The following is a 26,895-nucleotide window of genomic DNA, read 5'->3' on the forward strand; positions in this document are numbered from 1 at the left end:
GCTCTGTGCGGGGCGCTGGCTGCTACTTAATTAATAGCTACTCATGACCGAAAGTATTGGACATGAAGCGGATTGGATACCAAAACGGTCTTGAAACAGGTAGTCGGGCTCGCCAGCCGGTTATTTGCCAGTGATTTTTGCGGCAGACGCCTTCAAAGCGTCAATATCGTGCAACCCGTGGTCTTGCGCGCTTCCAGTGCGCGGTGCGCCTCGGCCACATCAGCCAGGGCAAAGCGCTGATCGATGCGAATCTTGACCTTGCCGCTGCTGACCATCTCGAACAGGTCATCGGCCATTTCCTGCGTGCTTTCCCGCGTGGTGATGTGGCTGAACAAGGTCTGGCGCGTCACGTAGAGCGAGCCCTTGGGTCCCAGGATGCCGGGCGAAAACGGCGCGACCGGGCCGGAGGCATTGCCAAAGCTCGCCATCAAGCCGAAGGGGCGAAGGCAGTCGAGCGAACGATCAAAGGTGTCCTTGCCGACCGAGTCGTAGACCACCTTGACACCCTGGCCGCCGGTGATTTCCTTGACGCGGGCGACAAAATCTTCCGTCGCATAGTTGATGACGAAAGCCGCACCCAGCGATTTGGCCAGTGCGCATTTCTCGTCCGACCCAGCCGTTCCGATCAGCTGCAGGCCGAGGGCTTTGGCCCATTGGCAGGCGATCAGGCCGACGCCGCCGGCGGCCGCATGAAACAGCACGAAGTCACCCGGCTTTAACCCGCCCTGCGGCAGGGTGCGGCGCAGCAGGTACTGCGCGGTCAGGCCCTTGAGCATCATGGCGGCGCCGGTCTCGAACGAAATCGCATCCGGCAGCTTGCACACGCATTTGGCCGGCATCACCCGCGCTTCGCAGTAGCTACCCGGCGGCTGGCTGGCATAAGCGGCCCGGTCTCCCGGCTTCAGATGGGTCACGCCCTCACCCACGGCCTCGACCACGCCCGAGGCTTCCATGCCCAGTTGCAGCGGCATCGGCAGCTGGTACAGGCCGCTGCGCTGGTAAACGTCGATGAAGTTCAGGCCGATGGCCTTGTGGCGGATGCGGATTTCGCCAGGGCCGGGCTCGCCGACCTGAACCTCCACCAGTTTGAGTTCTTCAGGGCCGCCGTGCTGGTCAATACGCACGGCTTTGGAGGTTGTCTGGGTCATCGGGTGTTTCCTTGCGGTCTGTCAATGGATCAATGGAAGGTGTGGGCAACTATGGTGCCACGAATCACGACCGACTGCTTCGGGCAAGCACTGAAGAGTCCGGTACCGGCAACCTCTTGAAAGCAGCTTGGTACAGTCACGGCCATGACGCAACGCTTGAGCCCCGCCACCGCCCTGCTGCTGACGCTGCCTCCATTGCTCTGGGCCGGCAATGCGGTGGTCGGCCGCGCCGTGCATGAGTTGATTCCGCCGATGACGCTGAACTTCTTGCGCTGGCTGCTGGCCTTTGTCATTCTTGTGCCGCTGGCCTGGAGGGTGCTGCGGCCTGGCAGTGCGATGTGGACCGGCTGGAAACGCCTGTCGCTGCTCGGTCTGCTGGGCATTGGCTGCTACAACGCCCTGCAATACCTGGCGCTGCAAACCTCCACGCCGCTCAATGTGACGCTGGTGGCGTCCAGCATTCCGGTATGGATGCTGGCGGTGGGCGCGCTGTGCTTCGGAAAGCCGGTGTCGCGCCGGCAGGTGCTTGGGGCGCTGCTGTCGATTGCCGGCGTCCTGGTGGTCCTGTCGCGCGGGCAATGGTCACTGCTGCTGGCAGTGCGGCTGGTGCCGGGCGATATGTATGTGTTGCTGGCCACGCTGGCCTGGGCGTTTTACAGCTGGCTGCTGACCGAGCCGAAAGACCCGCCTGAACTTCGCCGCGACTGGGCGGCCTTTTTGCTCGCACAGATTTTTTTCGGCCTGGGCTGGTCGGGCCTGTTCGCGGCGGGCGAATGGTCGTTGGTCGATGCCCACATCCGCTGGGGCTGGCCATTGGCGGCAGCGCTGCTTTACATCGCCATCGGACCGGCCGTGCTGGCCTACCGCTGCTGGGGCCTGGGCCTGCAGCGGGTGGGCCCGGCGATGGCCGGTTTTTTCACCAACCTGACACCGCTGTTTGCCGCCCTGCTGTCAGCGGCTTTTCTGGGCGAATTGCCGCATCTCTATCATGGGCTGGCATTTTTGCTGATTGTGGGCGGGATCGTGGTGTCGGCGCGGCGTTAGGCAGTTGGACTCAATTTCCACGGTTTCCGCCCAGCGACGGAAACTCGGGCCCGGCGGATGAAGGCTGGCGCAATGCGGCAAGCCGCCGCGTCATGCTTTCAATCTCAAGGGTCTGGCCGGCCATGATCTCCTCAGCCAGTTGCCGGGTGGCCGGATCGCGGCCATGCCTGAGCACCAGCCGCGCCATGTCAACCGCGCCCGCATGGTGCGGAATCATCATCGCCAGAAAATCCGCGTCCGGATTGCCGCTGTAGTCCAGCGCATGCATGTCCTGCATCATGCGGGCCATGCCCGCCTCCATGGCTGCTTGAAACCCGGGCGCGGAGTTTGCCTGTAGGGTGGCATGGTCATGACCAGAGGCTTGCTGCGCCATCGCGTTGCCCGCCAGCACGACCGTGATGACGGCCAGCATGAGTCGCGTTCGAATCCTGGCGGCAGCGTTCATGCCGTCTGGCCTTTCACCCCGGGCCGCACGTACACCAGGTTGATGCTCTTCTTGTTGCGCAGGCCGCCCGACGGCAAGGCCAGGTTGCCCAGTGCAATTTGCGCGATGAAGTTTGGTTTGAACGGGTCGCTGACATCGAAGGCGCTGCAAACGGTTTGGCCGGCGTTTGGCGTGCCGGGCAGTTCGTCCTGCTCGTGGGCAACATAAAGCAAGGTGTTTTCAGGATTTGTCCACAGGCCATGCGATTCGCGACCGTGGCTGAAAAAGCTGCCTGTCATTTTGCGATCGCCGGTTTTTGCACTTCGGTCGATGATCGCAATCTGGCTTGAAGCCACGCCGCCGGGGCCACTGTCGTCTACCCGCGCGAGGCTGGCATACACCACACTGCCTTTTGCATTGGCCACGAATTCCACATGGTTGGGTCGCCCCATGGCACCCAGGGACACGCTGTCGAGCAGATCGAAACCCTCGCGCGTCGAACGGCATGACAACGCATCGGCCAGCTTGTGGGAGAACCAGACCTCCTGGCCGTCGGGTGTGGTTTTCATGAAGGGCGTGAAACCGAGTTTGTCCTGCGCGCTGATGTCGAGCGTGGTCAGGCGCTTCGGCTGCGAGTGGCCGTCGGCGCCCAGGTTGACTTGAAACACATCGACCTGGGCCACCTTCTGGCTGGCCACGAAAGCCAGCGAGCCTTCGCGGTTGAACCACACCTGCGCCGGTCCGTTGAGCGTTGGCAGGAACTGGCGCACCGATGAAACGTCGGAGCCGCGCAACTGCTTCAGCGCCCGGTCCACATCCAGAATCGCAATGCGGTCTTCACCGCGCAGGGTGACCCACAGCTCTTTGCCGTTGCGGCTGAACGTGGGCTCATGCGGCTCGCGTCCCAGCAGGATGCCGCTGGACAGGCGCTCCGGATTGGTGGTGGGTCCGGCCGCCAGATTGGGCGTGTTGCCGATCACGCGCTTTTCCACCGCGTCGATCAGGTAAATATTGCTGGAGCCGCGCCCGCTGGTGGCCAGCAGGCGGCCATCCGGTGACGGCACGGCGCCGTGCGCATCAATGCAGCCGTGGTACAGCGGTTTGTGAATCATGGCCGCATGGGTGGGGGCAATACCCGCCGTGATGTAGCGAAACGGCGGGCGCGCATCTTCATCAAAGCTGGTCAGATTGATGGTGGTTTCCACGGTGTTGGTGCGCGGGTCGATCACCACCAGCGTGTTGGAGTCTTCATTGGTGATGAAAACGCGGTCGCGGGCATCTATCGAACCTGTCGCGTTCTGGGCAAAGCTGGCGGGCAATGCTGCGGCAGTGGCGGCAGCGGCGGCCGTGTATTTAAGAATTTCGCGGCGATTGGCATTCATGACGTTCCTTTAATTAAACTGGCTTGCGTTGAAAACTAAAAAGGTATCCGGAGTTGCCTGGCGTGGGCGGATGAATTGGTGCAAGCGGCTTTGGCATGGCGAAAGCTCAAGCCCCGCCGAGCGCGTCGTAACCCTCTTTCGACATCCGCATCGTTTCGTCGCGGCCCGATCCGCTTGAGACCCTAGACACCTCACGGCTGACGTAAAGCGTCAGTCGCTGACCCAAGCCGTCGTGGTGCCTCCACTGCGCGACAGGTCCGGTATCACCTGGCAGCAAGCGGCCGCCGATCAGTTCATAACCTACCGCCTTCAGGCTCGGCCTCACCTCGGTGCCCAGGCGCTTGGACGGGCAGGTCACCAGTTGCTGCTCCTGCTCGGCACCAGCCTCTACCGGACGCCGCGCGTCTGGGCTGAACATCACATGGACCCGATCTGCCCGGCGGACAAAACCGTTCAGGCTTGCGACCTGGCGGGCCAGCACTGAGGGGTCAGCACGGGCGGCAAGGCGGGTGTTGAAGTTGTTGCCACTGCCGTCGGCGGCGTAAGATTTCTGCAAAATATTTCCTGAAGAAATTTTCCCCGCTTAAAAAGTTCCCGGATACGCTCCGCCATCGGCCAGCACGTTCTGGCCGGTCATGTAGGCGGCATGCACGCTGCACAGGAAAGCGCAGATCGCGCCGAACTCTTCGGGCGTACCAAAACGCCTGGCTGGAATATTCTTGCGCCGCGCATCGGCCAGCGCCTCCACCGGCTGGCCGGTCTTGTCCGAAGTCGCCTGCAGCATGCCCTTGATCCGGTCGGTGTCGAACACGCCGGGCAGCAGGTTATTGAGCGTGACACCCTTCGCGGCGAGCGGAGTGCGGGCCACGCCCGCAACAAAACCGGTCAGTCCGCTGCGGGCGCCGTTGGACAACCCAAGAACATCGATCGGCGCCTTCACCGAGCTGGAGGTGATGTTCACGATGCGTCCAAAGCCACGCGCGGCCATGCCATCAACCGTCGCCCTGATCAGTTCAATCGGCGTCAGCATGTTGGCATCGACCGCCTTGATCCAGGCGTCACGGTCCCAGTCGCGGAAATCGCCAGGCGGCGGGCCGCCGGCATTGGTCACCACAATGTCGAAATCCCTGCGAACTGCAAAGACGGCGGCCCGGCCTTCGACCGTGGTGATGTCTGCGGCAACAAATTGCACTTCCGCACTTGCGGGCCGGGCGCTGTCAGCTATCAATTTTTTGGCGGCAGCTTCCAGCACGCCGGCGCCCCGTGCCACGATCAGTACATGCACGCCTTCGCGCACCAGCGCCTGCGCGCAGCCCAAACCCAGCCCCTTGCTGGCGCCGCACACCAGTGCCCACTTGCCGGAAATACCTAAATCCATGTTGGCTCCTTGATCCGCATAGAGCGGACGAAAATCAACTCATGATAGCGGCCGCCAAGAAGCCACACTGGTCGGCTCAGGTGCCAGGAGAACTAGCGCAAGGTCCTGGTAAATACGAATATCCCGGCAATCACCAGCACCGTGCCGGCCGCGATCCAGGCCGTGAAGGGTTCGCCCAAAATTATCACCCCCATCAGAATCGTGGAAAGCGGCCCCAGCATGCCGGTCTGCGCGGCGAGGCTGGCGCCGATGCGCTCAATCGCCATCATCACCATCAGCACCGGAACGGCGGTGCAAAGGGTGGCGTTCAGCACTGACAGCCAGATCACCTCGGGCGCCACCGCGGCGGCGCTCAGCGGCCTGAGCAGCACAAACTGCAGCAGGCAAAAGAGGCAGGCCACTGTTGTCGCCATTCCGACCAGCCGCATGGCGCCAAGGCGTTTGACGATTTCGCCGCTATACACCAGGTAGACCGCGTAACTGACCGCGCTTAAAAACACCAGCAAGGCACCCCAGGCCACGTCAGCGCCTTGCAGGGTAACTTCATGGCTGAACACCAGCGCGATCCCGCAATAGCTGATCGCCATGCCGACGATCTGGTGCGCGGTGATACGGCGCTGATACAGCAGCAGCCCCAGCAGCAGCACCAGCGTCGGATTGAGGTACAGGATCAGCCGCTCCAGCGAGGCGCTGATATGAGCCAGCCCTGCAAAGTCCAGAAAGCTGGCCAGGTAATAGCCGGTGAAGCCCAGCCCGAACACACCCAGCCAGTCCTTGCGCGTGAGCGGCGCCTTGCCCCGGCTCGCCCACCAGGCCATGACTGCAAAAATCGGCAGCGCAAACAGCATGCGGTACATGATCAGGGTGACGGCATCGACGCCATGGCGGTAGGCCAGCTTGACGATGATCGCCTTGCCGCTGAACGCAATCGCGCCAAAGCCGGCGAGCAGCAAGCCCGGCGCTATGCTTTTAGTAGCTACCAATGACCGTTCTCTCTGGACGCGGGGCTTGTTTTGTTCTGAAATGGAGTTCAAGGGTACTTCTTCATTAAACCGGCAAGCGCCGGACCCGCAGACCCGGGACGGCAGCCATGATTGACGCCACGGCGCCACCGCGATCAACAGCCGCAACCGGATGCCGCGCTGGCTTCGTGAATGCGAGTTTGGCACGGAAGCGGAAGTGGCGTCATCGAGCTTTTGCGCGGCGCCCACCGTCACTGACGACGGCCACGATGGACGCTCCGGCAAATGATGCGTTATCAGCGCCGGGGCTCGCTGACGGTGCCGCGGCCTGAGCCGCGCAGACGCAGACGCAGACGCAGGCCATGCGAATTGATGCTGCACATCAAAAAGGCACCCGAAGGTGCCTTTTTGCAAGCTGGTCGAAAATTAAAAATCAGTCTTCGACAAAAGCTTCCTCACGCTTGCTTTTGATGGCCGGCAGCAGCACGATCACCAGCATCAGCACCGCCGCCGCCAGCAGGCCCGCAGAAATCGGGCGGGTCACAAAGACACTCCAGTCACCACGCGACAGCAGCAGCGCCCGGCGCAGGTTTTCCTCCATCATCGGGCCCAGAATGAAGCCCAGCAGCAAGGGCGCGGGTTCAGCACCCAGCTTGACAAAGATATAACCGATCACGCCAAACAAACCCACCATCCACACGTCAAAGGTGTTGTTGTTGGTGGAGTACACGCCAATGGCACAAAACAGCACGATCGCCGGAAACAGATAGCGGTAGGGTACCGTCAGCAGCTTGATCCACATGCCGATCAAAGGCAGGTTCAGGATGATCAGCATCGCATTGCCGATCCACATCGAGGCGATCAGGCCCCAGAAAAGCTCAGGGTTGCTGGTCATGACCTGGGGGCCGGGCTGGATGTTGTGAATCGTCATAGCGCCCACCATCAGGGCCATCACGGCATTGGGCGGAATCCCCAATGTGAGCAGCGGAATGAAGGAGGTCTGCGCGCCGGCATTGTTGGCGGACTCGGGCGAAGCCACGCCACGAATGTTGCCTTGGCCGAAAGGCACTTCGCCCGGCTTCATCTTGATTTTTTTCTCCAGTGCATAGGCAGCGAAGGCAGCCAGCAAGGCGCCGCCGCCTGGCAAAATGCCCAGCGCTGAACCCAGAAAGGTTCCGCGCAGCACGGCCGGCGTCATGTCCTTGAAATCCTGCTTGGTTGGCCACAGACCGGTCACCTTGGCGGTAAACACTTCGCGATCGCTCTCTGGCTGCGCCAGGTTGCTGATGATCTCGCCATAGCCGAACACGCCCATGGCAATCACCACAAAACCGATGCCATCGGTCAGCTCCGGAATGTCAAAGCTGAAGCGTGCAACACCCGAGTTCACATCGGTGCCGACCAGGCCCAGCAGCAGACCCAGCACGATCATCGCAATGGCTTTGAGCAGCGATCCGGAAGCCAGCACCACGGCGCCAATCAGGCCCAGCGTCATCAGCGCGAAATATTCGGCGGGACCGAATTTGAATGCCAGTTCGGTCAGTGGAGGGGCAAACGCCGCAAGAATCAGGGTGCCGACGCTGCCCGCAAAGAACGAGCCCAGACCGGCAGCCGCCAGCGCTGGCCCAGCTCGACCCTTTCTGGCCATCTGGTAACCGTCAATGCAGGTGACCACCGAAGAAGATTCTCCCGGCAAATTTACCAGAATGGCGGTCGTCGAACCGCCGTATTGCGCACCGTAATAAATACCGGCCAGCATGATCAGGGCAGAGACTGGCGGCAGCGCGTAGGTGGCGGGCAGCAACATGGCGATCGTGGCCACCGGTCCGATGCCCGGCAGCACGCCAATCAGCGTGCCCAGCAGGCAGCCAATAAAGGCGTAGAGCAGGTTTATGGGCGTGAACGCCACGCCAAAACCCAGCGACAAATGGGAAAGCAGTTCCATTTTTATTTCCTTAACCGGTGATGAAGGTGGGCCATACCGGGAACTGCAGCTTGAGCAGAAGCACGAAAGCGACGTAACTGCCAGCGGCGAGTATCGACGCCAGAATGAAGGTCGCCTTCACCCTCCAGCCGGTTTCCGCCATGCTGGCGATAAAGGTCAGCGCGTAGATGGCCACGATCATTCCCATGGCGGGCAGGCCGATTGAGGGTAATCCGCCAAGCAGTACGCCGAAGACCAGGTTGGCGGCAATGATGAAGAAGAGCGGCTTCCAGGCCCACTTGCCAATTTTGTCGCCGCCCACGGTTTCAACCACCAGCGCCTTGAAAGTGATGACCGCTCCCAGAATGGTCATCAATACGCCCAGATAAAGCGGGAAATAGCCGGGGCCCATGCGGGCACCCTCGCCGACGTTGTAAGTGGTGGCGCCCCATGCGAAGGCCACCCCGATGCCCATGAACATGAGCCCGGAAAAGAAGTCTTTTTGACTCTTGATATTCACGGTTTGTCTCCTCGCTGAAAAGATTGATCCGGCGGACCAATCTTTCATTTTGCTTTCAATTGACGGCAAAAAGCATGTGGCTTTCACCTATGCGGCCCTGAAGAACACGAAACCGCCGGTTCGGCCGGGGTTGCGCATGCCGCAGCGCCTCAGGACAGCGGCGGCGTGGAGGCCAGGATTTCTTCCACCGTGGTCAGTCCTTCTGCCACTTTCAGTGCGCCTGCCAGCCGCAGCGGGCGCATGCCCTCGGTAATCGCCTGGCGGCGCAGCGCGTCGATATTGGGCTCTTTTGAAATCTTTTCCTTGAAGCCCTCCGTTACCGTGAGCAACTCGTACAAACCCATGCGTCCCCTGAAGCCGGTCATGCGGCAATCCACGCAGCCCACCGGCTTGAAGGGCCGGTAGCCGCCGCTGATCTGCCAGGGCTTGACCAGCTCCGTCAGGGTTTCGCGCTCGGCATTTTCATCGGGTTCACGGCAGTTGCTGCACAGCGTACGCATCAGCCGCTGCGCCAAAACGCCCAGTAAGGTGGCACTGATAAGGTAGGGCGGCACACCGAGTTCCATCAGCCGCGACACCGCCGAAGGCGCGTCATTGGTGTGCAGGGTGCTGAACACAAGGTGGCCCGTCAACGCAGCCTGGACAGCCATTTCGGCGGTTGCGAGGTCACGGATTTCGCCCACCATGATGATGTCGGGGTCTTGCCGCATCAGTGCGCGCAGCCCTTCAGGAAAATCAAAATTCAGGTGCGGCTGGACCTGCGTCTGGTTGAATGAAGGCTCGATCATCTCGATCGGGTCTTCAATCGTGTTGACGTTGACCTCTTCGGTTGCCAGCCGCTTGAGCGTGGAATACAGCGTGGTGGTCTTGCCAGAACCGGTCGGGCCGGTCACCAGCACAATGCCGTAAGGCCGTTTGACCAACTGCTCCCAGCGCTCGGCGTCATGCTGGGAAAACCCCAACGCATCGAGACTCTTGACGGTGGTATCGGGATCAAAAATACGCATCACCATTTTTTCGCCGAAGGCCGTCGGCAAGGTCGACAGGCGCATTTCGATTTCATCGCCGCGCGGGTTGCGCGTCTTGATGCGGCCATCCTGCGGCCGGCGTTTTTCAACCACGTCCATGCGGCCCAACAGCTTGATGCGCGCCGTCATGGCGTTATGAACGCCCATCGGCAGCTGGTACACCGGATGCAGCACGCCATCAATGCGAAAACGAATCACGCCCTGCTCGCGCCGCGGCTCCAGATGAATGTCGCTGGCGCGCTGGTCAAAGGCGTATTGCCAGAGCCAGTCCACCACCTGCACCACGCCCTGATCGTTGGCGTCAAGCTGCTTGTTGCTCTTGTTGAGCTCGACCAGCTGCTCAAAGCTGGCGGAACCGGAACCGCCGCCCGCCTTGGCCGCAGCCTTGACCGATTTGGCCAGTGCGAAAAATTCGGCGGTGAACTTGGCAATTTCCAGCGGACTGGCAACCACCAGACGCACGCTGCGTTTTGATTGCCGTTCAACTTCGGACACCCAGTCGGTAATAAAAGGCTCGGCAGTCGCGATCACCACTTCGTGCGGCATCACCTTCACCGGCAGCACCTTGTGCCGCTCGGCGTACAAGGCGGACATGCTTTCGGCGACCTTGCCGACGTCCACCTTGAGCGGGTCTATGCGCAGGTAACTCAGCCCCGCGCGCCCGGCCAGCCAGCGGGAAATGGTTTCAATGTCCAGCGGCCTTCCATCGGCCACCCGCGTCATGCCGACACTGGCCAGCCTGACCAGGGGATGCTGGGCGCTTTGCACCTGCGAGCAACGGGCGATGGTGCGCTGCGCCTCGGCATTGCTGATCACTCCGTCCTCGTCAAGCCATTCCACCAGCTGGCGCCAGTCCAGCGGCCCCGTGTAAAGCTTGTGACCATGGGGGCTGACTGGGAATTTGGGGGGGATCACGGCACTCATGAAAAGCACTTTACCCCATCCGCAGCGTGGCGAAACCGTCGTTTCAGATCACCGGCGTGAAAAGTCGCAGCCATTTTTTGGCTGGCAAGTCCCAGCGCGATTCGATGACGCCGGCCCGCAGAAGGAGCTCGGCGCGCTCCGGCCGGCTCGGCTCGCGCTGTGCCAAGACCACCGTGTTGCCCTCGCGCGTCGGACGGAACGCCCAGATCGACTCGGGGCCAAACGCCTCTGCCATTTTGACCAGCGACTGCTCATAGCTGGAATCGCGGCCAAAAAGGTTGACGGTCATCACCCCGTCCTCGGTGAGAAGGCCGCGGCAGTGGGCATAAAAATCGGCGTCGTCCAGCACCGGCGCAGCCGCTTCGTGGTCGTACAGGTCAACGTGCAACAGGTCAACCGTGTCCTGGTGCACCGGTTTTTGAATCTCTGCGGCGGCATCGGCTTCAATGACGTGCAGCCTCGCATCATCGCGCGGCAGCTTGAACCAGATGCGGCACGCGGTGACGACCTGCGGATTGATTTCAATCGCGGTCGTTTTCATGCGCAGCTTTTTGTAGCAGAACTTGGTCAGCGCCGCCGAACCCAGGCCCAGCTGCATCGCGTGCTTTTTGGCGATGGACTCGGCATCGGTGAACAGCAGGCCGGCCATCATGCGCTGCACGTACTCCAGCTCAATGTCATAAGGCGCATCGCGCAGCATGGAGCCCTGCACCCATTCGGTACCCAGGTGCAGAAAGCGCACATCGCCGTAATCGGAAAAATTGACTTCCGGCAGATCCAAAGGCAAAGACGCTTTTTCTATCTCTTTTTTCGACATTCAAACCAATCCATGTTTTTCAAAAATTTCACGCCAGGCGGCAAGTTTTCGCTCGAACGACCAAGACGCATTGGCCGGGCTGGTCGACGGTAGCCTGTGAAATAGAATCCCCACGCCTTTCACGTCGTGTAATGCGCTGCCCCCCAGGGGTTCTGAACTAGCTGGGGGCGGCCCGGCGCTGCTTTCGATGCCCGCCACCAGCGCAGCGCTCACATGGCGCGCATGCTTGAAGCTCTCCGCGCCGTTGTGCGCAATCGCCTCAAGCGCGGGGCAAAGCCGCCTCAGGCCTGCAAAATCATTCACCACCGGGTTGCGGATATGGCTGTCCAGGCTGCCTTTGCGCTCACAGGCCGCGTACACATCCCACACGCCAAGCTGCTTCGAGAGCAACCACTTGCTACGAATTTGATAGCTACTTGTTACCGTACTCATTGGACAAGACGGAAAAACGGCTTGCAAAACCGGCCAGAACTGGTTTTGCGGGTGACCATAGTATTGGTGCGCGGCCAGCGAAGCGGTGCTGGGAAAACTGCCCAAAATCAGCAGGCGGGTATCGCTGCTGATGAGCGGCGGCAAGCCGGTCAGCACTGCAGCAAACCCCTGAGTTTTGGGAAAGCCTGCAACGCGTTCGCCGTGGTGGCGGCCGCCAGGGCCTCAGCCGGAATACCGCGCAGCCCTGCGAGCACGCCGGCAATGCGTGGCAACTCGCCCGGCTCGTTGCGGCCCTGCGCCTGCCCGTCGGCGCGTTGCTGCGCGGTTTTGTAAAGCCAGTGCGGAGGAATATCCGGCGAGTCGGTCTCCATCACCAGCGCGTCCAGCGGCAGCTCGGCGGCCAGGCGCCTGATTTGCAAGGCCGACTCAAACGTGACGGTGCCGCCAAAACCAAGCTTGAAGCCGAGCTTGATGAATTCGCGCGCCTGGATCGAACTGCCGTTGAAAGCGTGGCCAGTACCGCTCCAGCCGCCTTCTGGCACGAGTTCGCGCAAATGCTTGAGCAGTTTGTCGGCGGAGCGCCGTACATGGAGAATGACCGGCAGGCGGTGCTTGCGCGCCAGTTTGAGTTGCTCGCGGTAGAAATACTCCTGGCGCGTTCGCATGGCGCTTTGCATCAGCTCAGGTACAAAATAATCGAGTCCGATTTCTCCCACCGCGACCAAGCGCGGGTCTGACCTTCTGCGGCCGAGTTCCGCGTCCAGCGCCTGCAAGTCAGTGTCCTGCGCCCCGGGCACACAAAGCGGATGGATACCCAGCGCGTAGCTGTCGGAAAATTCGTGGGCCAGCAGGCGAACCGCCTCGAAATTGCTCACCGCCACCGCGGGCAGCACACAATGGGCGACCTGGTGATCAACAGCGCGCGCGCGCACCAAAGCCCGATCGGGCGCGAACTCAGCGGCGTCAAGGTGACAATGTGTATCAATCCAGAAGTTCATTCAATCACGCAGTGAGGGGAGCAAAAGTACCTAGGCCGGAGATATTGACACACAAATGAAACAAGGACACGCTATGCTTTTTGGAACGAAATGCCCTCGCCCGCTTGGGGTCTTTAACTCTGACTTCTTTTGCGTTTGTCATCGCTCAACCCGGAAACCAAAATGAAATTATCTCGCCTGATCATTGGCGCCAGTCTTGTGGCGTCCACGCTGTCCAGCCCCTTGTGGGCACAGGACCAGAAACTTCGTCTGATCAGCTGGGCCGACTATGTGCCGGCAGAGGTGGTGGCGCAGTTCAAGAAGGAAACCGGCATTGACGTCGAGGTCACGCTGTCGAACAACGAGGAAATGATCTCCAAGCTGCGCGCCACGGGCGGCGCAGGTTTTGATCTGGCCCAGCCCTCGCAGGACCGCATCACTGGACCGCAGCAGGAATTTGGTATCTACAAGCCGATGGATTTAGCCAAGATCAAGACCGAGCTGTTCATCCCCGCCATGCTGGACGCCACAAAAAAGAACACCACGCTGGCCGGCAAGGTTTATGGCCTGCCGCACATCTGGGGCACTGACGGCCTGGTCGTGAACACCAAACTCACCACCATGAACGACTATCCCGACCTGTGCAAGCCCGATGTCAAGGGCAAAACCGCCGTCCGCCTGAAACGCCCGACCCTGCTGGCGTTTGCCTTTGCCTCGGGCAAAGATCCGTTTGCGCTGTACAACGACCCCAAGGCCTATGGCGCGCTGATGGACGAAGTCGGCAAAACCATGGTGGCCTGCAAGAGCAACATCAGGTTTTACTGGGACAACAAAGACCAGTTGCTGAACGGCATGCGCGCCGGTGAAGTGGTAGGCGCCATGATGTGGGACACTGGCGGCTGGAAGCTCAACAGCGAGAAACCCGAGATCCAGTACATCGCGCCCAAGTCAGGCGCACTCGGCTGGATCGACACCTATGCGCTTCCCGCCAAGGGCCGCAACGATGCGGCTGCCTACGCCTGGATCAACTTCAACATGCGGCCCGAAATCGCCGCCAAGGTGGCGGGTTCCGCCGGCAACTTCACCGCCGCCAAAGGCGCTGACCAGCTGATGGACGCCAAGCTCAAGGCCCAGTTCGCCGCCAGCTTCCCGGAAGCGGCACTGAAAAACGTGAAATGGTACCCCGCAGTGCCGGCTGGTATCGAAGACATCGAAGGCCGCGTACTCGACCGCATCAAGGCCGCGCAGTAAGGCCTGGCCGCGACGCAAACGGTGCCTGTCGACCTTCAGGCCGAGCACATCGGTAAACGCTACGCAGGTCAGCTTGCGGTGAAGGACTTGTCCTTTACCGTCGAGCGCGGCAGTTTTTTCTCCATCCTCGGCCCCTCGGGCTGCGGCAAGACCACGCTGCTGCGAATGGTTGCGGGGTTTCTGGAGCCGGATACCGGCCAGATCCATATTGGCGGCAAGCCCATGAATGGCGTGCCGCCCAACCGGCGACCGGTCAACATGGTGTTCCAGCACCTGGCACTTTTTCCCATGATGTCGGTCGGCGAAAACGTCGGCTATGGCCTGGTCAGGCGCGGCTTGAGGCGCGCCGAAATCGCCCAACGAGTGGGTGCCATCCTCGAACGCGTCAGCCTGGCCGGCATGCAGCACAAGCGCGTCGACCAGCTTTCTGGCGGACAAAGACAGCGGGTGGCGATTGCCCGCAGCCTGGTGCTCGAGCCAACGCTGCTGCTGCTCGACGAACCGCTTGGGGCGCTTGACCTCAAGCTGCGCGAGCACATGAAGATCGAGCTCAAGCAGTTGCAGTCGTCGTTCGGCACGACTTTTGTCTACATCACGCACGACCAGTCCGAGGCGCTGGTTCTGTCCGACCATGTCGCCGTCATGAACGCCGGCAGTTTTGAGCAGGTCGGCACACCGCAGCAGCTCTACTACCAGCCACAAACGCCATTCGTGGCCGGGTTTGTCGGCGCCAACAACAAGTTTGCAGGACGCGCGATGCCGACCGATGTTGCCAATCATGGCCTGGTGTCCTTCACGACCGCGCAGGGGCTGGCCCTGCATGCCCGCGCTGTCGGTCGGGTTGACGCCGGCCAGGCCGTCGAAGCTTTTGTCCGGCCGGAGGCTGTCAGCCTGGCTCGCCATGCGGCTGAACTGCCAGCGGAGCATCCTCGGCATGCGGGTCAGGTCGAAAACCTGCTGTTTGACGGCGCCAACTCAGCCGTGCTGCTGCGCGAGGCGACAAGCCGCACGGAATTTCGAATCGCCCTGCCGCAAACCGGAAAATTTTCCGACCTGCGCATCGGTGAAACCGTCGCCTTCACTTTTGACCCCCGGCACGCGGTTTGTTTCGCCACCGGAAGCGCCTGATTTGATGACTACCACCACGGCACCAAGCGGAGGCGCCGGCGCCTCAGGTTTGCAGGCCAGGCTCATGCTTATGCTGCTGCTGGCCCCAGCGCTGATCTGGCTGGTGGGTCTGATCGTGCTGCCGCATATTGACCTGGCGATTATCTCGCTGCGCGAGCGCGTCGCGCCAAGGCAGTATGTGCCCAGCCTGGCGCAATACCGCACCTTCATCGACGAGCCGCTGTATTGGCACACGTTTGTACGCACCGCTCTCATGTCCATCTTGGCGACGCTGATCACGCTGCTGCTAGCCTTCCCTATTGCCTGGACGATTGCCAAGCTGGTGCGTGGCCGCACCAAATCCCTGCTGCTGGTGCTGTGCCTGATTCCTTTCTGGGTCAGTGAAACCGTGCGAACGCTGGGTTGGATGATCTTGCTGCGCGAGTCGGGCGTGTTGCCGGCGTTCCTGATCCGGCTCGGGATTACTGAGGTGCCGGTGGAAATGCTCTACCGCGACACGACGATTCTGGTCGGACTGGTTTACACCTCCATGCTGTTCATGGTGGTGCCGCTGATCAGCGCACTGGAAAGCCTGGATGACGCGCTGATTGAAGCAGCCTACGACCTTGGCGGCAACGGCCTGTCCATCCTGCGCCAGATCGTGATTCCGCACGCCGCGCCCGGCATTCTGGCGGGCTGCATCGTGGTCTTCATGCTGACGCTGGGCAATTACCTAACACCCACCTTGCTCGGCGGCAAAAACTCGCTCTGGTTTACCGAGCAGATTTACACGCAGTTCATTACCCGCTTCAACTGGGAACAGGGCGCGGCTTTCGGCTTCTTGCTGCTGGGGCTGTCCACCGCCATCGTCTGGCTGGGCCTGAAGCTCACCGGCCAGAAGTTTGGCGAAGTGATGAACAGGACATGACACACCCCCGTTGCCGCTCACTTCGTGTAGCGTCCTCCCCGCTTGAAGGGGGAAACCGCTGCGGCCCGGCAAAGCCGGTTCCGCGCGGTCACTTGGATATCCCCGTTGCGGGCAGTCTGTTTGCAACCGCGCGAGTACCCACGGCGTTGGCCGTTGGAGTTTCGGCATGATTGCCTCCCTGCCCCGCCCTGCCTGGCTGCGCGTCAGCACAGTGGCCTACGCCGTGCTGTTTTTCTCCTTTCTTTTCCTGCCGCTGGTGGTGGTGGCGGTTTTTGCCTTCAACGACGCGCCCTACCCCGCGCCGCCCTGGCGCGGTTTCACGCTGGACTGGTTTTTTGGCCGGCATGGCGAGCGCACCGGCCTGTTGGCCGACGGCCCGCTGCTAGCCAGCCTTTGGACCAGCGTGGTGGTGGCCTGCTGGGTCACGCTGCTGACCTTACTGGTGGGAACCAGTAACGCCTTTTTGATCGAACGCGGCCGGTTTCCGGGCAAGCAGGCGCTGTCGCTGATGATGCTGGCGCCGCTGGTGATTCCGGGCGTGATTCTGGGTATCTCGATCCTGGCTTTTGCCAGCCGGATGGCGCAGTTTGCGGAGGATCTGTGGGGGTTAGAACTTGACTTCCTGCGCCCCGGCCTGCCGCTGGTAGTAATAGGCCAGTTTTCCTACATCGTCTCGATTGCCACGCTCATCATCACCGCGCGCCTGAAACGCCTGGACATCACGCTGGAAGAGGCGGCCTACAGCCTTGGCGCTTCCCGCGCAGCGGTATTTTTCACCATCACGCTGCCGGCCCTGAAGCCTGCGCTGGTCGGAGCCGCCGCCATTTCATTCCTGATGTCTTTCGAAAACTTCAACACCACGCTGATGCTGGTCGGCTCGGACTCCCCGCTCACCGTCATGATGTACGGTCGAATGCGCGAAGGGGCCACCCCGGTGCTCAATGCCGTCAGTCTTTTTCTCATGCTGGCTACTGCCGCGTTGGCGCTGGCGCTGATGCGCATGCAGGTTCGCCGCGAAGCGGCTTGAAAACACTGGAAACCGGCGGTTACAGCGATTTTTTGGCGCTGCCTCCGAGCCGTGCAGAAATTTAAAAATCGTGATACGGTGCAGTGCTTGATCCACAGTTCTTGACATTTACCTCACAGGTGAACGGATGCGAAGGCCCGCCCTTTACAGCAGCTCCAGCCGTCCGGTGCAGCACATCGACGCGAGCGCTGCCACGGGCAGTGACCGGAACGAGTCATCGTTTTCGCAACCTGCTTCTATTGATGCGGCCACTTCTGCCATAGCGGCCTCTCATCCCCGTCCTTCCAGTTTGTCGCGCCTTGCCAGACGTCTGGCGGACCATCAGCTGTATCTGCTCTGGTCATTGGTCGGCCTGCTGGCCCTGTTGCTGGCGATCAGTTTTTTCTTTCCGCTGCGGTCCGCGGGCCTGCGGCTTACCCAGAGTGATATTGACGCAGCCGTTTTGAAAACGCTGGAAACCAGCCCGCTGCCCTCGCCTGCAGCCAGGGCCTACGACGCCATCATTCCTTCAGTCGTGCGCGTGGTGGGTTTGAACAAAAGCGTCAAGGGCAAGGACGGTAAGGAAGACGCCGAGCGCAGCGTGGGTACCGGCGTGGTCATTGTGGACAAGGGCATCATCCTGACCAACCTGCATGTGGTGCAGGGAGCGGAAACCATCAAGGTCACCTTCGCGGACGGACTGGAGTCCATCGCCACAATTACCGGCATACAGGCGGAAAACGATCTCGCGGTCTTGCAGGCGCACACAATTCCCGACGATTTGGCAGCCGCCACCATGCGCTCCACCGCCGAACTGGTGCCAGGCGATCAGGTCATGGCAGTCGGCTATCCATTTGGCATTGGTCCCTCAGCTTCAGCCGGCATCGTGTCCGGACTTCAACGCACGTTTCGCTCGCCCGAAGGCAAGCAGCAGATGACCAACCTGATCCAGTTCGACGCGGCGGCCAATCCGGGAAATTCCGGCGGCCCCCTGGTCACCATGGATGGCGCGGTGGTGGGCATCGTCACTGCCATTTACAACCCCAACCACCAGCGCACGTTTGTCGGCATCGGTTTTGCCGTGCCGATTGAAAGCGCCGCATCTGCGGCCGGCATGCCGCCTTTCTGAAAGATCCATATGGAAACAACCACCCCGGATCATTTTCCGGGCGGCGACAGCACCGCGCAGCTGATGGAACAAATTCTCTACGAAGTCAAACGCGTGGTAGTTGGACAAGACCGTTTTCTCGAACGCATGATGGTGGCTATTCTTGCGCAAGGCCATCTGCTGGTGGAGGGTGTTCCAGGCCTGGCCAAGACCCTGACTGTGAAAACGCTGGCCAGCACCATCCAGGGCGAATTCAAGCGCATCCAGTTCACGCCTGATCTGGTGCCGGCCGATCTCATAGGCACGCGCATCTACAACCAGAAAACTGGCGAATTCAGCACCTCGCTGGGCCCGGTCTTCACCAATCTGCTGCTGGCTGACGAAATTAACCGAGCGCCCGCCAAGGTGCAAAGCGCGCTGCTGGAGGTGATGCAGGAGCGGCAGGTGACGATTGCCGGCATAACCCATCGGGTGCCCTCGCCTTTCCTCGTCATGGCGACGCAAAACCCGATCGAGACTGAAGGCACTTACCCGCTGCCTGAAGCGCAGGTAGACCGCTTCATGATGAAGGTGCTGGTGGAGTACCCGACCGACGAGGAAGAATTTGTCATAGTGCAGCGCGTCACCGGCCCTGCTATTGCCGTGTCAGCCGTAGCCACGACCGGGCAACTGGCCGCCCTGCAGGCTGAATGCAGACGCATTTATGTTGACCCTTCGCTGGTGCAGTATGCGGTGCGGCTGGTTTCCAGCACCCGCAATCCCGCGAAACATGGGCTGCACGACCTGCAACGCTTCATCACGTTTGGTGCCAGTCCGCGTGCCACCATCAACCTTACTGAAGGTGCCCGTGCGCTCGCCATGTTGCGCGGCCGCAGTTATGCCTTGCCGGAAGACATGACGGACCTGGTACCCGACGTGCTTCGCCACCGTCTGGTTTTGTCTTACGAAGCGCTGTCCGAAGGTCTCCTGGCCGACCAGATCATCGGCAAGATCATGGCCAGACTGCAACCGCCCGCCAAACCTCTCGCCCATGAAAAACTCGCTGCCTAACGATATGCGTCGCCACGATCCGCCGTTGTACGCGCCGCTTCCCCCTGAGGGGGCCACCCCGCCTGCGGCCTGGCCAAACCGGTTCTGCGGCCATAACCTGCAAGGTCGGGAAATTTTGCCTGTGCGTCCCGAGATATCAGGCGATAACTGGGAAGTCACCCGTGCCTAGGCTGTCGCTTGCCTCGCGGCTGCCTGCAGGCTCAGCGCCGGCAGAAGGCGCCGAACAATTACTGCGCCGGCTGGAGTGGTCGGTCGTGCGCCGCCTCGACGGGCTGCTGCAGGGCGACTACCGCACCCTGATGCGCGGTACCGGCATGGACCTGGCTGACCTGCGTGAGTACCAGCATCACGACGATGTACGCCACATCGACTGGAACGTCACTGCCCGACTGCAGCAGGCGCATGTTCGCGTCTTCACCGAGGATCGCGAAATGAGCGCGTGGTTCCTGCTTGACCTGAGCCCGTCGATGGATTTCGGTTCTGGCGAGCAGCACAAGCGAGAGGTATCCACCGAATTCGTCGCCGTGCTGGCGCGCCTGTTGACTCGTCACCGAAACCGGGTCGGCGCGGTGCTTTATGGCTCAGGTGTCGACACCATCATTCCCGCGCGCGGTGGCCGGAACCACGTACTGCGGCTTTTGCACGCGCTGCAGCATCAGCCGATGGCAGACGACGGCAGCACTGGTGCGACCCGCTTAAGCGAGCTGCTGCAGTCCGCCAGCAATGCGGTGCGCCGGCGCTCCACACTGTTTGTGGTGTCCGATTTCATTAGCGAACCCGGCTGGGAAAAGCCGCTGGGCTTGCTTGCCCAACGCCACGATGTGCTTGCCGTGCGCCTGCTTGATCCACTGGAACTGGAGCTACCCGACCTGGGACTGATTCCGATCCGCGACGTTGAAACAGGCGAGCAATTGCTGGTTGACACCCATGACTCCGGTTTTCGCATGCGCTTTGCCAGCATCGCGGCCCAGCGCGAAGCTGAGTTGCGGCTGACGCTGGCACGGGCCGGTGTGGATACGCTGGAGCTTTCAACCGATGACAATCTGGTCGACGCCATCCTGCGGTTTAGCGACTTGCGCAAACGCCATAGCCGTGTGTCAGGAGCCCAGGCCGCGGCGGGCCGCAGGGTGCCTGTCCAACTGAGCCACGCCTGAGGCGCACACCAAGGAAGCACCATGACCTTTCTCTGGCCCCAGTTTCTCTGGCTTATGCTGGCCATTCCGGTGCTGGTCGCAGTGTACGTCTGGCTGCTTGGCCGCAAGAAAAAAATGGCTTTGCGTTACGCCAGCCTGTCCATCGTGCGGGAAGCCATGGGCGCAGGCCAGAGCTTTCGCAGGCATATTCCGCCGCTGCTGTTTTTACTTTCTCTTGCCGCCATGCTGGTGGCTGCGTCCCGACCTTTTGCCTTAATCTCCTTGCCCTCGCAAAACGAAACCATCATGCTGGCCATGGATGTGTCGGGCAGTATGCGGGCGACGGATGTGTTGCCCAACCGCCTGGTCGCTTCGCAGAACGCCGCCAAGGCTTTCCTGGCCGAGTTACCGCACCAGGTCCGGGTCGGTATTGTTGCCTTTGCCGGTACCGCCGCCGTGGTGCAACCGCCCACCCTGAACCGCGAAGACCTGACGACGGCCATTGATAAATTCCAGTTGCAGCGCGGCACGGCTATTGGCAACGGTATTGTGGTGTCGCTGGCCGAGCTTTTCCCCGATGCGGGGATTGATCTGGAGTCGATGCAATATGGCCGCGACCGGCCGCGCGGCACCTCGCTGGACCAGTCTCTCGCAAACCGCGCAGATGCCAGGAATGTGAAAAAGGAATTCATACCACTGGCTCCCGGCTCCTACACGTCGGCCGCGATAATTTTGTTGACCGATGGTCAACGCACCACTGGAATTGATTCACTCGACGCCGCCAAGGTGGCGGCAGACCGCGGCGTGCGCGTCTACACGGTCGGCGTGGGCACGGTGGAGGGCGAAACGATCGGCTTCGAAGGCTGGTCCATGCGCGTCAAACTCGACGAGGAAACCCTCAAAAGCATTGCCCGCGCCACGCAAGCCGAATACTTTTACGCAGGTACGGCAGGCGACCTCAAGAAGGTCTATGAAACGCTCAGCGCCAGGCTGACCGTCGAGAAAAAGAAAACTGAAATATCGGGATTGCTGGCTCTGGTGGCAGCGGCGCTGGCGCTTGCCTCGGCGGCCTTGTCGCTGCTCTGGTTTAATCGGATTTTGTGAGGCAGGCAGCGTCGTCGTGACGGTTGGTCAAAAAAGCGAAGCCGGCTCATCCGCGCCGAAGCAGCTACCAAAGTGATACGCTGCAGCCCAAACCCGTCGCGTGACGACCAGTCGCGCCATTCCAGGGCTCGCCAATGATTCTGCACTGCTGATGCAATACCGACTGGCGATTTAAACTATGAACTGCATGCATTTCTTTACGCTTGAGCACAGCAAGTTGGCGTACCGCGCCGACTTCGCACTGTACGGGACCGCTTCGGTGGCCCTGGCAGCTTTTCTGATGATCGCAGCGCCGCGTGAGCAGCATTTTCAGATCTTGGCCTTTGCGCTAATTGGCTTGGCGAGCTGGACGCTCATCGAGTATGCCTTGCACCGCTTCGTGCTGCACGGTTTGCGCCCATTCAGCACCTGGCATGCAACGCACCATCGGCGTCCAGCGGCACTGATCAGCACACCGACAATCCTGAGCGCCACGCTGATTGCAACACTGGTGTTTCTTCCCGAGCTGATTCTGGGCGGCCTGTGGCGCGCCTGCGCCCTGACATTTGGCGTATTGACTGGCTACCTCGCGTATTCGGTCGCCCACCATGCATCACACCACTGGCGCGCGAACCATGCCTGGCTGAAGCGGCGCAAACACTGGCATGCGCTGCACCATAGTTCTCTCGCTAAACCTGGCCACTATGGCGTGACCAGCGCGTTTTGGGATCACGTGTTTGGAAGTCAACACCGATAATTCAATCGGTTGTTTTTCGTCAATTACGCCGCGATGATGTCTGGACTTTTGCAGAATTTGGATTTTTGAATTGAGTTGAAACAGACATGAATGGCGCCGCGCTTTACAAGCGCCTTCCCTGGCTGAAGGCACAATGGTCTGTCAATTCGTAAGTTAGGCTCTTGGCGATCAGTTCCCTTGAAGCCGGTTGGCAGCCATCGACAAGAGCGCTGCTGATTGCGTGGAGCCGGAACTGCAGGCATCTATCGGCTTCGCTGAAGACCCGCAACAGTAATACAGGGGACCTCTCTGGCTGCGCGGCGAAATGCCAGTGATTGCAACGGATGGGATGGTGGACGAGGAGCGCAACCGCGTCACGCTGTGCCGCTGTGGGCAGCCCGCAACAAACCGCTCAGCGATGGCAGACACGCCGCCGTCAAATTGCGCGAAAACTACTTGTTTTGAGAGCCCATACCAAAGGCTGGCGTCGGTATTTCAGCCTTTGGCAAAACAATGCCTTTTACGCCGCCGACAGCGTTCCCAAGACCAGCCTGAGCTGACGCCCGCAGCGCGCCGCCAGCGCTTCGTCGTGCGTCACCAGGACAAACGCCGTACCGTGCTCGCGAGCCAGTTCCAGCATCAGTTCAAACACGCTGTCAGCGGTGGCCCGGTCCAGGTTGCCGGTGGGCTCGTCGGCCAACACGCAAGCCGGTCGCGTCACGAGTGCGCGGGCTATTGCCACCCGCTGGCGTTCGCCTCCTGAAAGCTCGGAAGGGCGGTGATGAATGCGGTCTCCCAGGCCCACCGTCGCCAGCATTTTCATCGCTACTTCCGACGCTTTTTCGCGGGCCTGCCGCCTGATCCACAGGGGCATGGCAACATTGTCCAGCGCGCTGAACTCGGGCAGCAGGTGGTGAAACTGGTAGACAAACCCCAAGTGCTGGTTGCGCAGATCACCCTGCTGGGTGGGGGACAGCGACGACAACAGCTGACCCTTGATTTCCACTTGGCCGTCCGTCGGCGCGTCAAGCCCGCCCATGAGATGAAGCAAGGTGCTTTTGCCAGAACCCGAGGCGCCGACGATGGCCAGCGTTTCACCGCGATGCACCTGCAGATCAACGCCTTTGAGTACGGTCACATCGAGTCGGCCTTCGCTAAAACGCTTGGTAAGGCCACTGGCTTTCAAAACTACTTCACTCATAGCGCAGGGCCTCCGCCGGGTTCACGCGGCTGGCGCGCCAGCTCGGATAGATGGTTGCCAGAAAAGACAGCACCAGCGAAATGACGACGATCGGCATGATGTCGCTGTACTGCGGCTCGCTGGGCATGCGGCTGATCAGGTAGATGTCCCTGGGCAGGAAACTGGCGTGGAACAGCTGCTCCAGCGCCGGAACGATCACGTCGATGTTAAAAGCGATGCCCAGGCCCAGCAGCAAGCCCGAGAGCGTGCCAATCACGCCGACCATGGCGCCCTGAACCATGAAGATTCCCATAATGCTTTTCGGGCTGGCGCCCAGGGTGCGCAAGATGGCGATATCGGCGCGTTTGTCAGTCACGGTCATGACCAGCGTGCTGACCAGATTGAAAGCCGCCACGGCGACGATGAGCGTCAGGATGATGAACATCATGCGTTTTTCCAGCTCCACCGCAGAAAACCAGGTCTTGTTCTGCCGCGTCCAGTCGCGGATCAGCAAGTCACCGCTGAGGGTTTTGGACAGTTCCTGCGCCACGTCCCGCGCCTTGTGCAAATCCTTGAGCTTGATGCGAATGCCGGTCGGCCCCTCGAGCCGGAAAATCTTGGCGGCGTCGTCCTGGTGCATCATGACCAGCGCCGAATCGTATTCAAAGTGCCCTGAATCGAAGGTGCCCACCACCGTCATCTGCTTGAGCCGCGGAACCACGCCGGCGGGGGTGACTTGACCGCTGGGCGCAATCAGCGTAACCGTGTCCCCTTCGCGCACGCCCATGGCGCGCGCCAGCTCGCCGCCCAGCACCACGCCAAAGCCGCCGCTGACAAGTTTTGGAAAGGCGGTTTTCTCAAGCTCGACGGCCAGGTCAGTCACCTGTCCTTCCAGCGCCGGATCAATACCTCTTACCATCGTGCCTTTCATGTCTTCACCGCGCGCCAAAAGAGCTTGTGCCGCTATAAAAGTTGCAGCGCCGACGACCTCGGGATTGGCCTTGATTTCGGCCAGGGTTTTCTGCGGGTCGACCAGGGCCGTGCCATTCGGAGCAAACACCTCGATGTGCGAGATCACGCCCAGCATGCGGTCGCGAACTTCCTTCTGGAAGCCGTTCATCACACTCAACACAATGATCAGTGCCGCCACACCCAGCGCAATGCCCCGCATTGAGACGCCCGAAATAAAAGAAATAAAGCCATTGCGCCGCGTAGCGCGGCCGGCGCGGGTATAGCGCCAGCCCAGAATCAGCTCGTAGGGGATTTGCATGTCGGCAATTGTGGCATCCCGGACAATAGAGCCATGTCAGTCATCTCGCCTTTTTTACCCTCCAGCCACCTGATCATTCCTTTTGCCAGTTGCAGCGCCGAAGGCTGGCTCCCGGCCATGCAGGCACTACAGCGCGAAAACCTGCCCCAGCTTGCGCGGTTGCTGCAGGGCATGGCACTCGTGCAGACGGATACGCGCGACGCGGCGACACTCTCCCCGCCGCACGAGCGGGCCCTGGCGCAGGCTCTTGATCTCGCAAGTGACGAGACCCCCGACGGGCTGATCCCCTGGGCTGCGAGCGACGCCGCCGAGCAATTGCAGCCTGGCAGTGAGCAGGCGGGCAAGGCCTGGGCCTGGATCACGCCCTGTCATTGGGCCATGGGCCACCTACACGCCACCCTGAGCGACCCGGCGGCGCTGGCCTTGCGGGAAGACGAATCGCGCGCCCTGCTGGCCATCATGCAAGCCTATTTTGAAACCGATGGCATCAGACTGCACTATCTGACGCCCGAACGCTGGCTGGCTGAAGGCGAGCTTTTTCGCCAGCTTCCCACCGCCTCGCTGGACCGGGTGCTGGCGCGCAATGTGGATGCCTGGCTGCCCGATTCGCCAAATGCCGCGCCACTGCGCCGGCTGCAAAATGAAATGCAGATGCTGCTTTACACCCATCCCTTCAATGATGCGAGGGATGCCAATCGACAGTTGCCGGTCAATTCCTTCTGGCTCAGTGGCACGGGAGACTTGCCGGCGGCCTGTCTGCCAGGCAAGGCGGAAATCAGCGCGCCACGCGATCTGGCCCAAGCAGTTTTCAAGGAGGACTGGATCGCCTATGGCGAGGCTTGGGGACGACTGGATAGCGGCGCCATTACGCAGTTGCTGGCTCGCCAGCGCGCGGGCGAGTCAGTGCGCCTGACTCTTTGCGGGGAGCAAAGCGCCCAGACTTTCGAAACCAGTCAAACAGGCTTCTTCGCCAGGATTTCAAGCTTTTTTGCCCCCACGTCCATATTGAACGTGGTCCAGCAGCTATAAGAACCATAGCATTACATCAGTCCAAAAACGGTTTCAAGCACACATCATGAAAATTCAGGTACGCGACGTGCCCCCGCGCAGCGTCTGGGCGCTGCAGCAGGCGGGCATTCACCCTCTGCTGGCCCAGCTGTATGCCGCGCGCGGCGTCCATGCCGCTGAGGAACTTGACGACGGGCTGGCCAGACTATTGCCACCTGCATCGTTGCTGGGCGCGCCGCAAGCCGCGCGGCTGCTGGCCGACGCAATCGCCGCCGACAAAAAAATTTGCGTTGTCGCCGACTACGACTGCGACGGCGCCACCGCTTGCGCCGTGGCCTTGCGCGGCCTGCATCTGCTGGGCGCAAAAAATATCAGCTACCTGGTGCCCGACCGGGTGATTGACGGTTACGGCTTGACCGCCCCGATTGCCGAACGCGTGAAGGCCAGCGGCGCCGACCTGCTTGTCACGGTGGACAACGGCATTGCCAGCATCGACGGCGTTGCCCGGGCCAAGGCGCTGGGCATGCAGGTACTGGTGACCGACCATCACCTGCCGGCGCTCACGGATGGACAAATATGGCTGCCCGACGCGGATGTGATCGTCAATCCCAACCAGCCCGGTTGCAGCTTCGAGAGCAAAGCCCTGGCTGGCGTAGGCGTGATGTTTTATGTGCTGCTGGCGCTGCGCGCCGAGTTGCGCGAACGGGGTGTGTTCGAAGCCGCCGCACAACCGAAGCTGGACACGTTGCTGCCACTGGTCGCATTGGGCACGGTCGCTGATGTCGTCAGGCTCGACGCCAACAATCGCCGGCTGGTGGCGCAGGGGCTCAGGCGCATCCGGGCGGGTCATCTGCCTGCGGGCATCGCCAGCCTTTTTAAAGCGGCGGGCCGCGACGCACCAGTGGCCACCACTTTTGATTTTGGCTTCGCACTCGGCCCGCGCATCAATGCGGCGGGCCGCCTCGCCGACATGACACTGGGCATCGAATGCCTGCTCACTGACGACGCCGCGCGCGCCGAAGAGCTGGCCCAGATGCTCGACGGCATCAACCGCGAACGCCGTGACATTGAAGCG

General features: G+C 61.1%; 26 protein-coding genes. 12 read left to right on the forward strand and 14 right to left on the reverse strand.

Annotated features, from left to right (window positions below):
• Positions 1 to 152 precede the first annotated feature (152 nt).
• On the reverse strand, positions 153 to 1,148 hold the full coding sequence (locus HHJ19_RS17510; RefSeq protein ID WP_296909135.1) for a quinone oxidoreductase: 996 nt from the start codon (positions 1,146 to 1,148) through the stop codon (positions 153 to 155).
• A 144-nt stretch (positions 1,149 to 1,292) separates the two neighbouring features.
• On the opposite strand from HHJ19_RS17510, the gene HHJ19_RS17515 reads away from it, so the two are divergent.
• Positions 1,293 to 2,192, forward strand: a complete 900-nt coding sequence (locus HHJ19_RS17515; protein ID WP_296909136.1) for a DMT family transporter — start codon at positions 1,293 to 1,295, stop codon at positions 2,190 to 2,192.
• Between the two features lie 10 nt (positions 2,193 to 2,202).
• Here HHJ19_RS17515 and HHJ19_RS17520 read toward each other — a convergent pair whose 3' ends face one another.
• The 11 genes from HHJ19_RS17520 to HHJ19_RS17570 form a co-directional block, all read right to left on the reverse strand.
• Positions 2,203 to 2,637 (reverse strand): DUF305 domain-containing protein, encoded by a 435-nt coding sequence (locus tag HHJ19_RS17520; RefSeq protein ID WP_296909137.1) that lies wholly within the window; start codon positions 2,635 to 2,637, stop codon positions 2,203 to 2,205.
• Positions 2,634 to 3,998 carry a YncE family protein gene (locus HHJ19_RS17525; protein ID WP_296909138.1) on the reverse strand — a complete coding sequence of 455 codons (1,365 nt, stop codon included), beginning with the start codon at positions 3,996 to 3,998 and terminating at the stop codon, positions 2,634 to 2,636. Before HHJ19_RS17525 ends, HHJ19_RS17520 begins: the two co-directional genes overlap by 4 nt.
• Positions 3,999 to 4,104: 106 nt before the next feature.
• A complete protein-coding gene (locus HHJ19_RS17530) occupies positions 4,105 to 4,554 on the reverse strand; it encodes a hypothetical protein (protein ID WP_296909139.1) in 450 nt (149 codons plus the stop codon).
• A 27-nt stretch (positions 4,555 to 4,581) separates the two neighbouring features.
• Positions 4,582 to 5,376 carry an SDR family oxidoreductase gene (locus tag HHJ19_RS17535; protein WP_296909140.1) on the reverse strand — a complete coding sequence of 265 codons (795 nt, stop codon included), beginning with the start codon at positions 5,374 to 5,376 and terminating at the stop codon, positions 4,582 to 4,584.
• Between the two features lie 92 nt (positions 5,377 to 5,468).
• Positions 5,469 to 6,401 carry a DMT family transporter gene (locus HHJ19_RS17540; protein WP_296909160.1) on the reverse strand — a complete coding sequence of 311 codons (933 nt, stop codon included), beginning with the start codon at positions 6,399 to 6,401 and terminating at the stop codon, positions 5,469 to 5,471.
• A gap of 370 nt (positions 6,402 to 6,771) precedes the next feature.
• The gene (locus tag HHJ19_RS17545; protein WP_296909141.1) at positions 6,772 to 8,283 is read right to left on the reverse strand and encodes a tripartite tricarboxylate transporter permease; all 1,512 of its coding nucleotides are present in this window, start codon (positions 8,281 to 8,283) and stop codon (positions 6,772 to 6,774) included.
• 10 nt (positions 8,284 to 8,293) lie between these two features.
• The gene (locus tag HHJ19_RS17550) at positions 8,294 to 8,782 is read right to left on the reverse strand and encodes a tripartite tricarboxylate transporter TctB family protein (protein ID WP_296909142.1); all 489 of its coding nucleotides are present in this window, start codon (positions 8,780 to 8,782) and stop codon (positions 8,294 to 8,296) included.
• 149 nt (positions 8,783 to 8,931) lie between these two features.
• On the reverse strand, positions 8,932 to 10,734 hold the full coding sequence (locus tag HHJ19_RS17555; RefSeq protein ID WP_296909143.1) for a GspE/PulE family protein: 1,803 nt from the start codon (positions 10,732 to 10,734) through the stop codon (positions 8,932 to 8,934).
• A 43-nt stretch (positions 10,735 to 10,777) separates the two neighbouring features.
• Positions 10,778 to 11,551: a spermidine synthase gene (locus tag HHJ19_RS17560; RefSeq protein ID WP_296909144.1), complete on the reverse strand. Its 774-nt coding sequence runs from the start codon at positions 11,549 to 11,551 to the stop codon at positions 10,778 to 10,780.
• On the reverse strand, positions 11,552 to 12,127 hold the full coding sequence (locus tag HHJ19_RS17565) for a DNA-deoxyinosine glycosylase (RefSeq protein WP_296909145.1): 576 nt from the start codon (positions 12,125 to 12,127) through the stop codon (positions 11,552 to 11,554).
• Positions 12,128 to 12,132: 5 nt separating this feature from the next.
• A complete protein-coding gene (locus HHJ19_RS17570; RefSeq protein WP_296909146.1) occupies positions 12,133 to 12,981 on the reverse strand; it encodes a TatD family hydrolase in 849 nt (282 codons plus the stop codon).
• Between the two features lie 162 nt (positions 12,982 to 13,143).
• Between HHJ19_RS17570 and HHJ19_RS17575 the strand changes: the two genes are divergently transcribed.
• The 9 genes from HHJ19_RS17575 to HHJ19_RS17615 all read left to right on the forward strand — a co-directional run bounded on the left by HHJ19_RS17575 (position 13,144) and on the right by HHJ19_RS17615 (position 22,383).
• Positions 13,144 to 14,211 (forward strand): extracellular solute-binding protein, encoded by a 1,068-nt coding sequence (locus HHJ19_RS17575; RefSeq protein WP_296909147.1) that lies wholly within the window; start codon positions 13,144 to 13,146, stop codon positions 14,209 to 14,211.
• A gap of 21 nt (positions 14,212 to 14,232) precedes the next feature.
• Positions 14,233 to 15,339 carry an ABC transporter ATP-binding protein gene (locus HHJ19_RS17580; RefSeq protein ID WP_296909148.1) on the forward strand — a complete coding sequence of 369 codons (1,107 nt, stop codon included), beginning with the start codon at positions 14,233 to 14,235 and terminating at the stop codon, positions 15,337 to 15,339.
• Between the two features lie 4 nt (positions 15,340 to 15,343).
• Positions 15,344 to 16,246, forward strand: coding sequence for an ABC transporter permease (locus HHJ19_RS17585; protein WP_296909149.1), 903 nt, complete (start codon positions 15,344 to 15,346; stop codon positions 16,244 to 16,246).
• A 166-nt stretch (positions 16,247 to 16,412) separates the two neighbouring features.
• On the forward strand, positions 16,413 to 17,273 hold the full coding sequence (locus HHJ19_RS17590; protein WP_296909150.1) for an ABC transporter permease: 861 nt from the start codon (positions 16,413 to 16,415) through the stop codon (positions 17,271 to 17,273).
• 127 nt (positions 17,274 to 17,400) lie between these two features.
• On the forward strand, positions 17,401 to 18,381 hold the full coding sequence (locus HHJ19_RS17595; RefSeq protein WP_296909151.1) for a trypsin-like peptidase domain-containing protein: 981 nt from the start codon (positions 17,401 to 17,403) through the stop codon (positions 18,379 to 18,381).
• Positions 18,382 to 18,390: 9 nt separating this feature from the next.
• A complete protein-coding gene (locus HHJ19_RS17600) occupies positions 18,391 to 19,410 on the forward strand; it encodes a MoxR family ATPase (RefSeq protein ID WP_296909152.1) in 1,020 nt (339 codons plus the stop codon).
• A gap of 161 nt (positions 19,411 to 19,571) precedes the next feature.
• Positions 19,572 to 20,564: a DUF58 domain-containing protein gene (locus tag HHJ19_RS17605; RefSeq protein ID WP_296909153.1), complete on the forward strand. Its 993-nt coding sequence runs from the start codon at positions 19,572 to 19,574 to the stop codon at positions 20,562 to 20,564.
• A gap of 21 nt (positions 20,565 to 20,585) precedes the next feature.
• A complete protein-coding gene (locus HHJ19_RS17610; protein ID WP_296909154.1) occupies positions 20,586 to 21,647 on the forward strand; it encodes a VWA domain-containing protein in 1,062 nt (353 codons plus the stop codon).
• Positions 21,648 to 21,834: 187 nt separating this feature from the next.
• A complete protein-coding gene (locus tag HHJ19_RS17615; RefSeq protein WP_296909155.1) occupies positions 21,835 to 22,383 on the forward strand; it encodes a sterol desaturase family protein in 549 nt (182 codons plus the stop codon).
• Between the two features lie 499 nt (positions 22,384 to 22,882).
• Here the strand turns inward: HHJ19_RS17615 and lolD are convergent, their stop codons facing one another.
• Entirely contained in the window at positions 22,883 to 23,563 is a 681-nt protein-coding gene (gene lolD, locus HHJ19_RS17620; protein ID WP_296909156.1) for a lipoprotein-releasing ABC transporter ATP-binding protein LolD, read from the reverse strand.
• Complete coding sequence (locus HHJ19_RS17625) at positions 23,556 to 24,812, reverse strand: lipoprotein-releasing ABC transporter permease subunit (RefSeq protein ID WP_296909157.1); 1,257 nt, start codon at positions 24,810 to 24,812, stop codon at positions 23,556 to 23,558. The genes lolD and HHJ19_RS17625 overlap by 8 nt, the downstream gene beginning before the upstream one ends.
• 33 nt (positions 24,813 to 24,845) lie before the next feature.
• On the opposite strand from HHJ19_RS17625, the gene HHJ19_RS17630 reads away from it, so the two are divergent.
• The gene (locus HHJ19_RS17630; RefSeq protein ID WP_296909158.1) at positions 24,846 to 25,841 is read left to right on the forward strand and encodes a hypothetical protein; all 996 of its coding nucleotides are present in this window, start codon (positions 24,846 to 24,848) and stop codon (positions 25,839 to 25,841) included.
• Positions 25,842 to 25,887: 46 nt separating this feature from the next.
• Positions 25,888 to 26,895 (forward strand): DHH family phosphoesterase (locus tag HHJ19_RS17635; RefSeq protein WP_296909159.1); only part of this gene is annotated, 1,008 nt, incomplete at its 3' end.

Source organism: Polaromonas sp. (genome assembly GCF_012927415.1).
Taxonomy (GTDB): Bacteria; Pseudomonadota; Gammaproteobacteria; order Burkholderiales; family Burkholderiaceae_C; genus Polaromonas.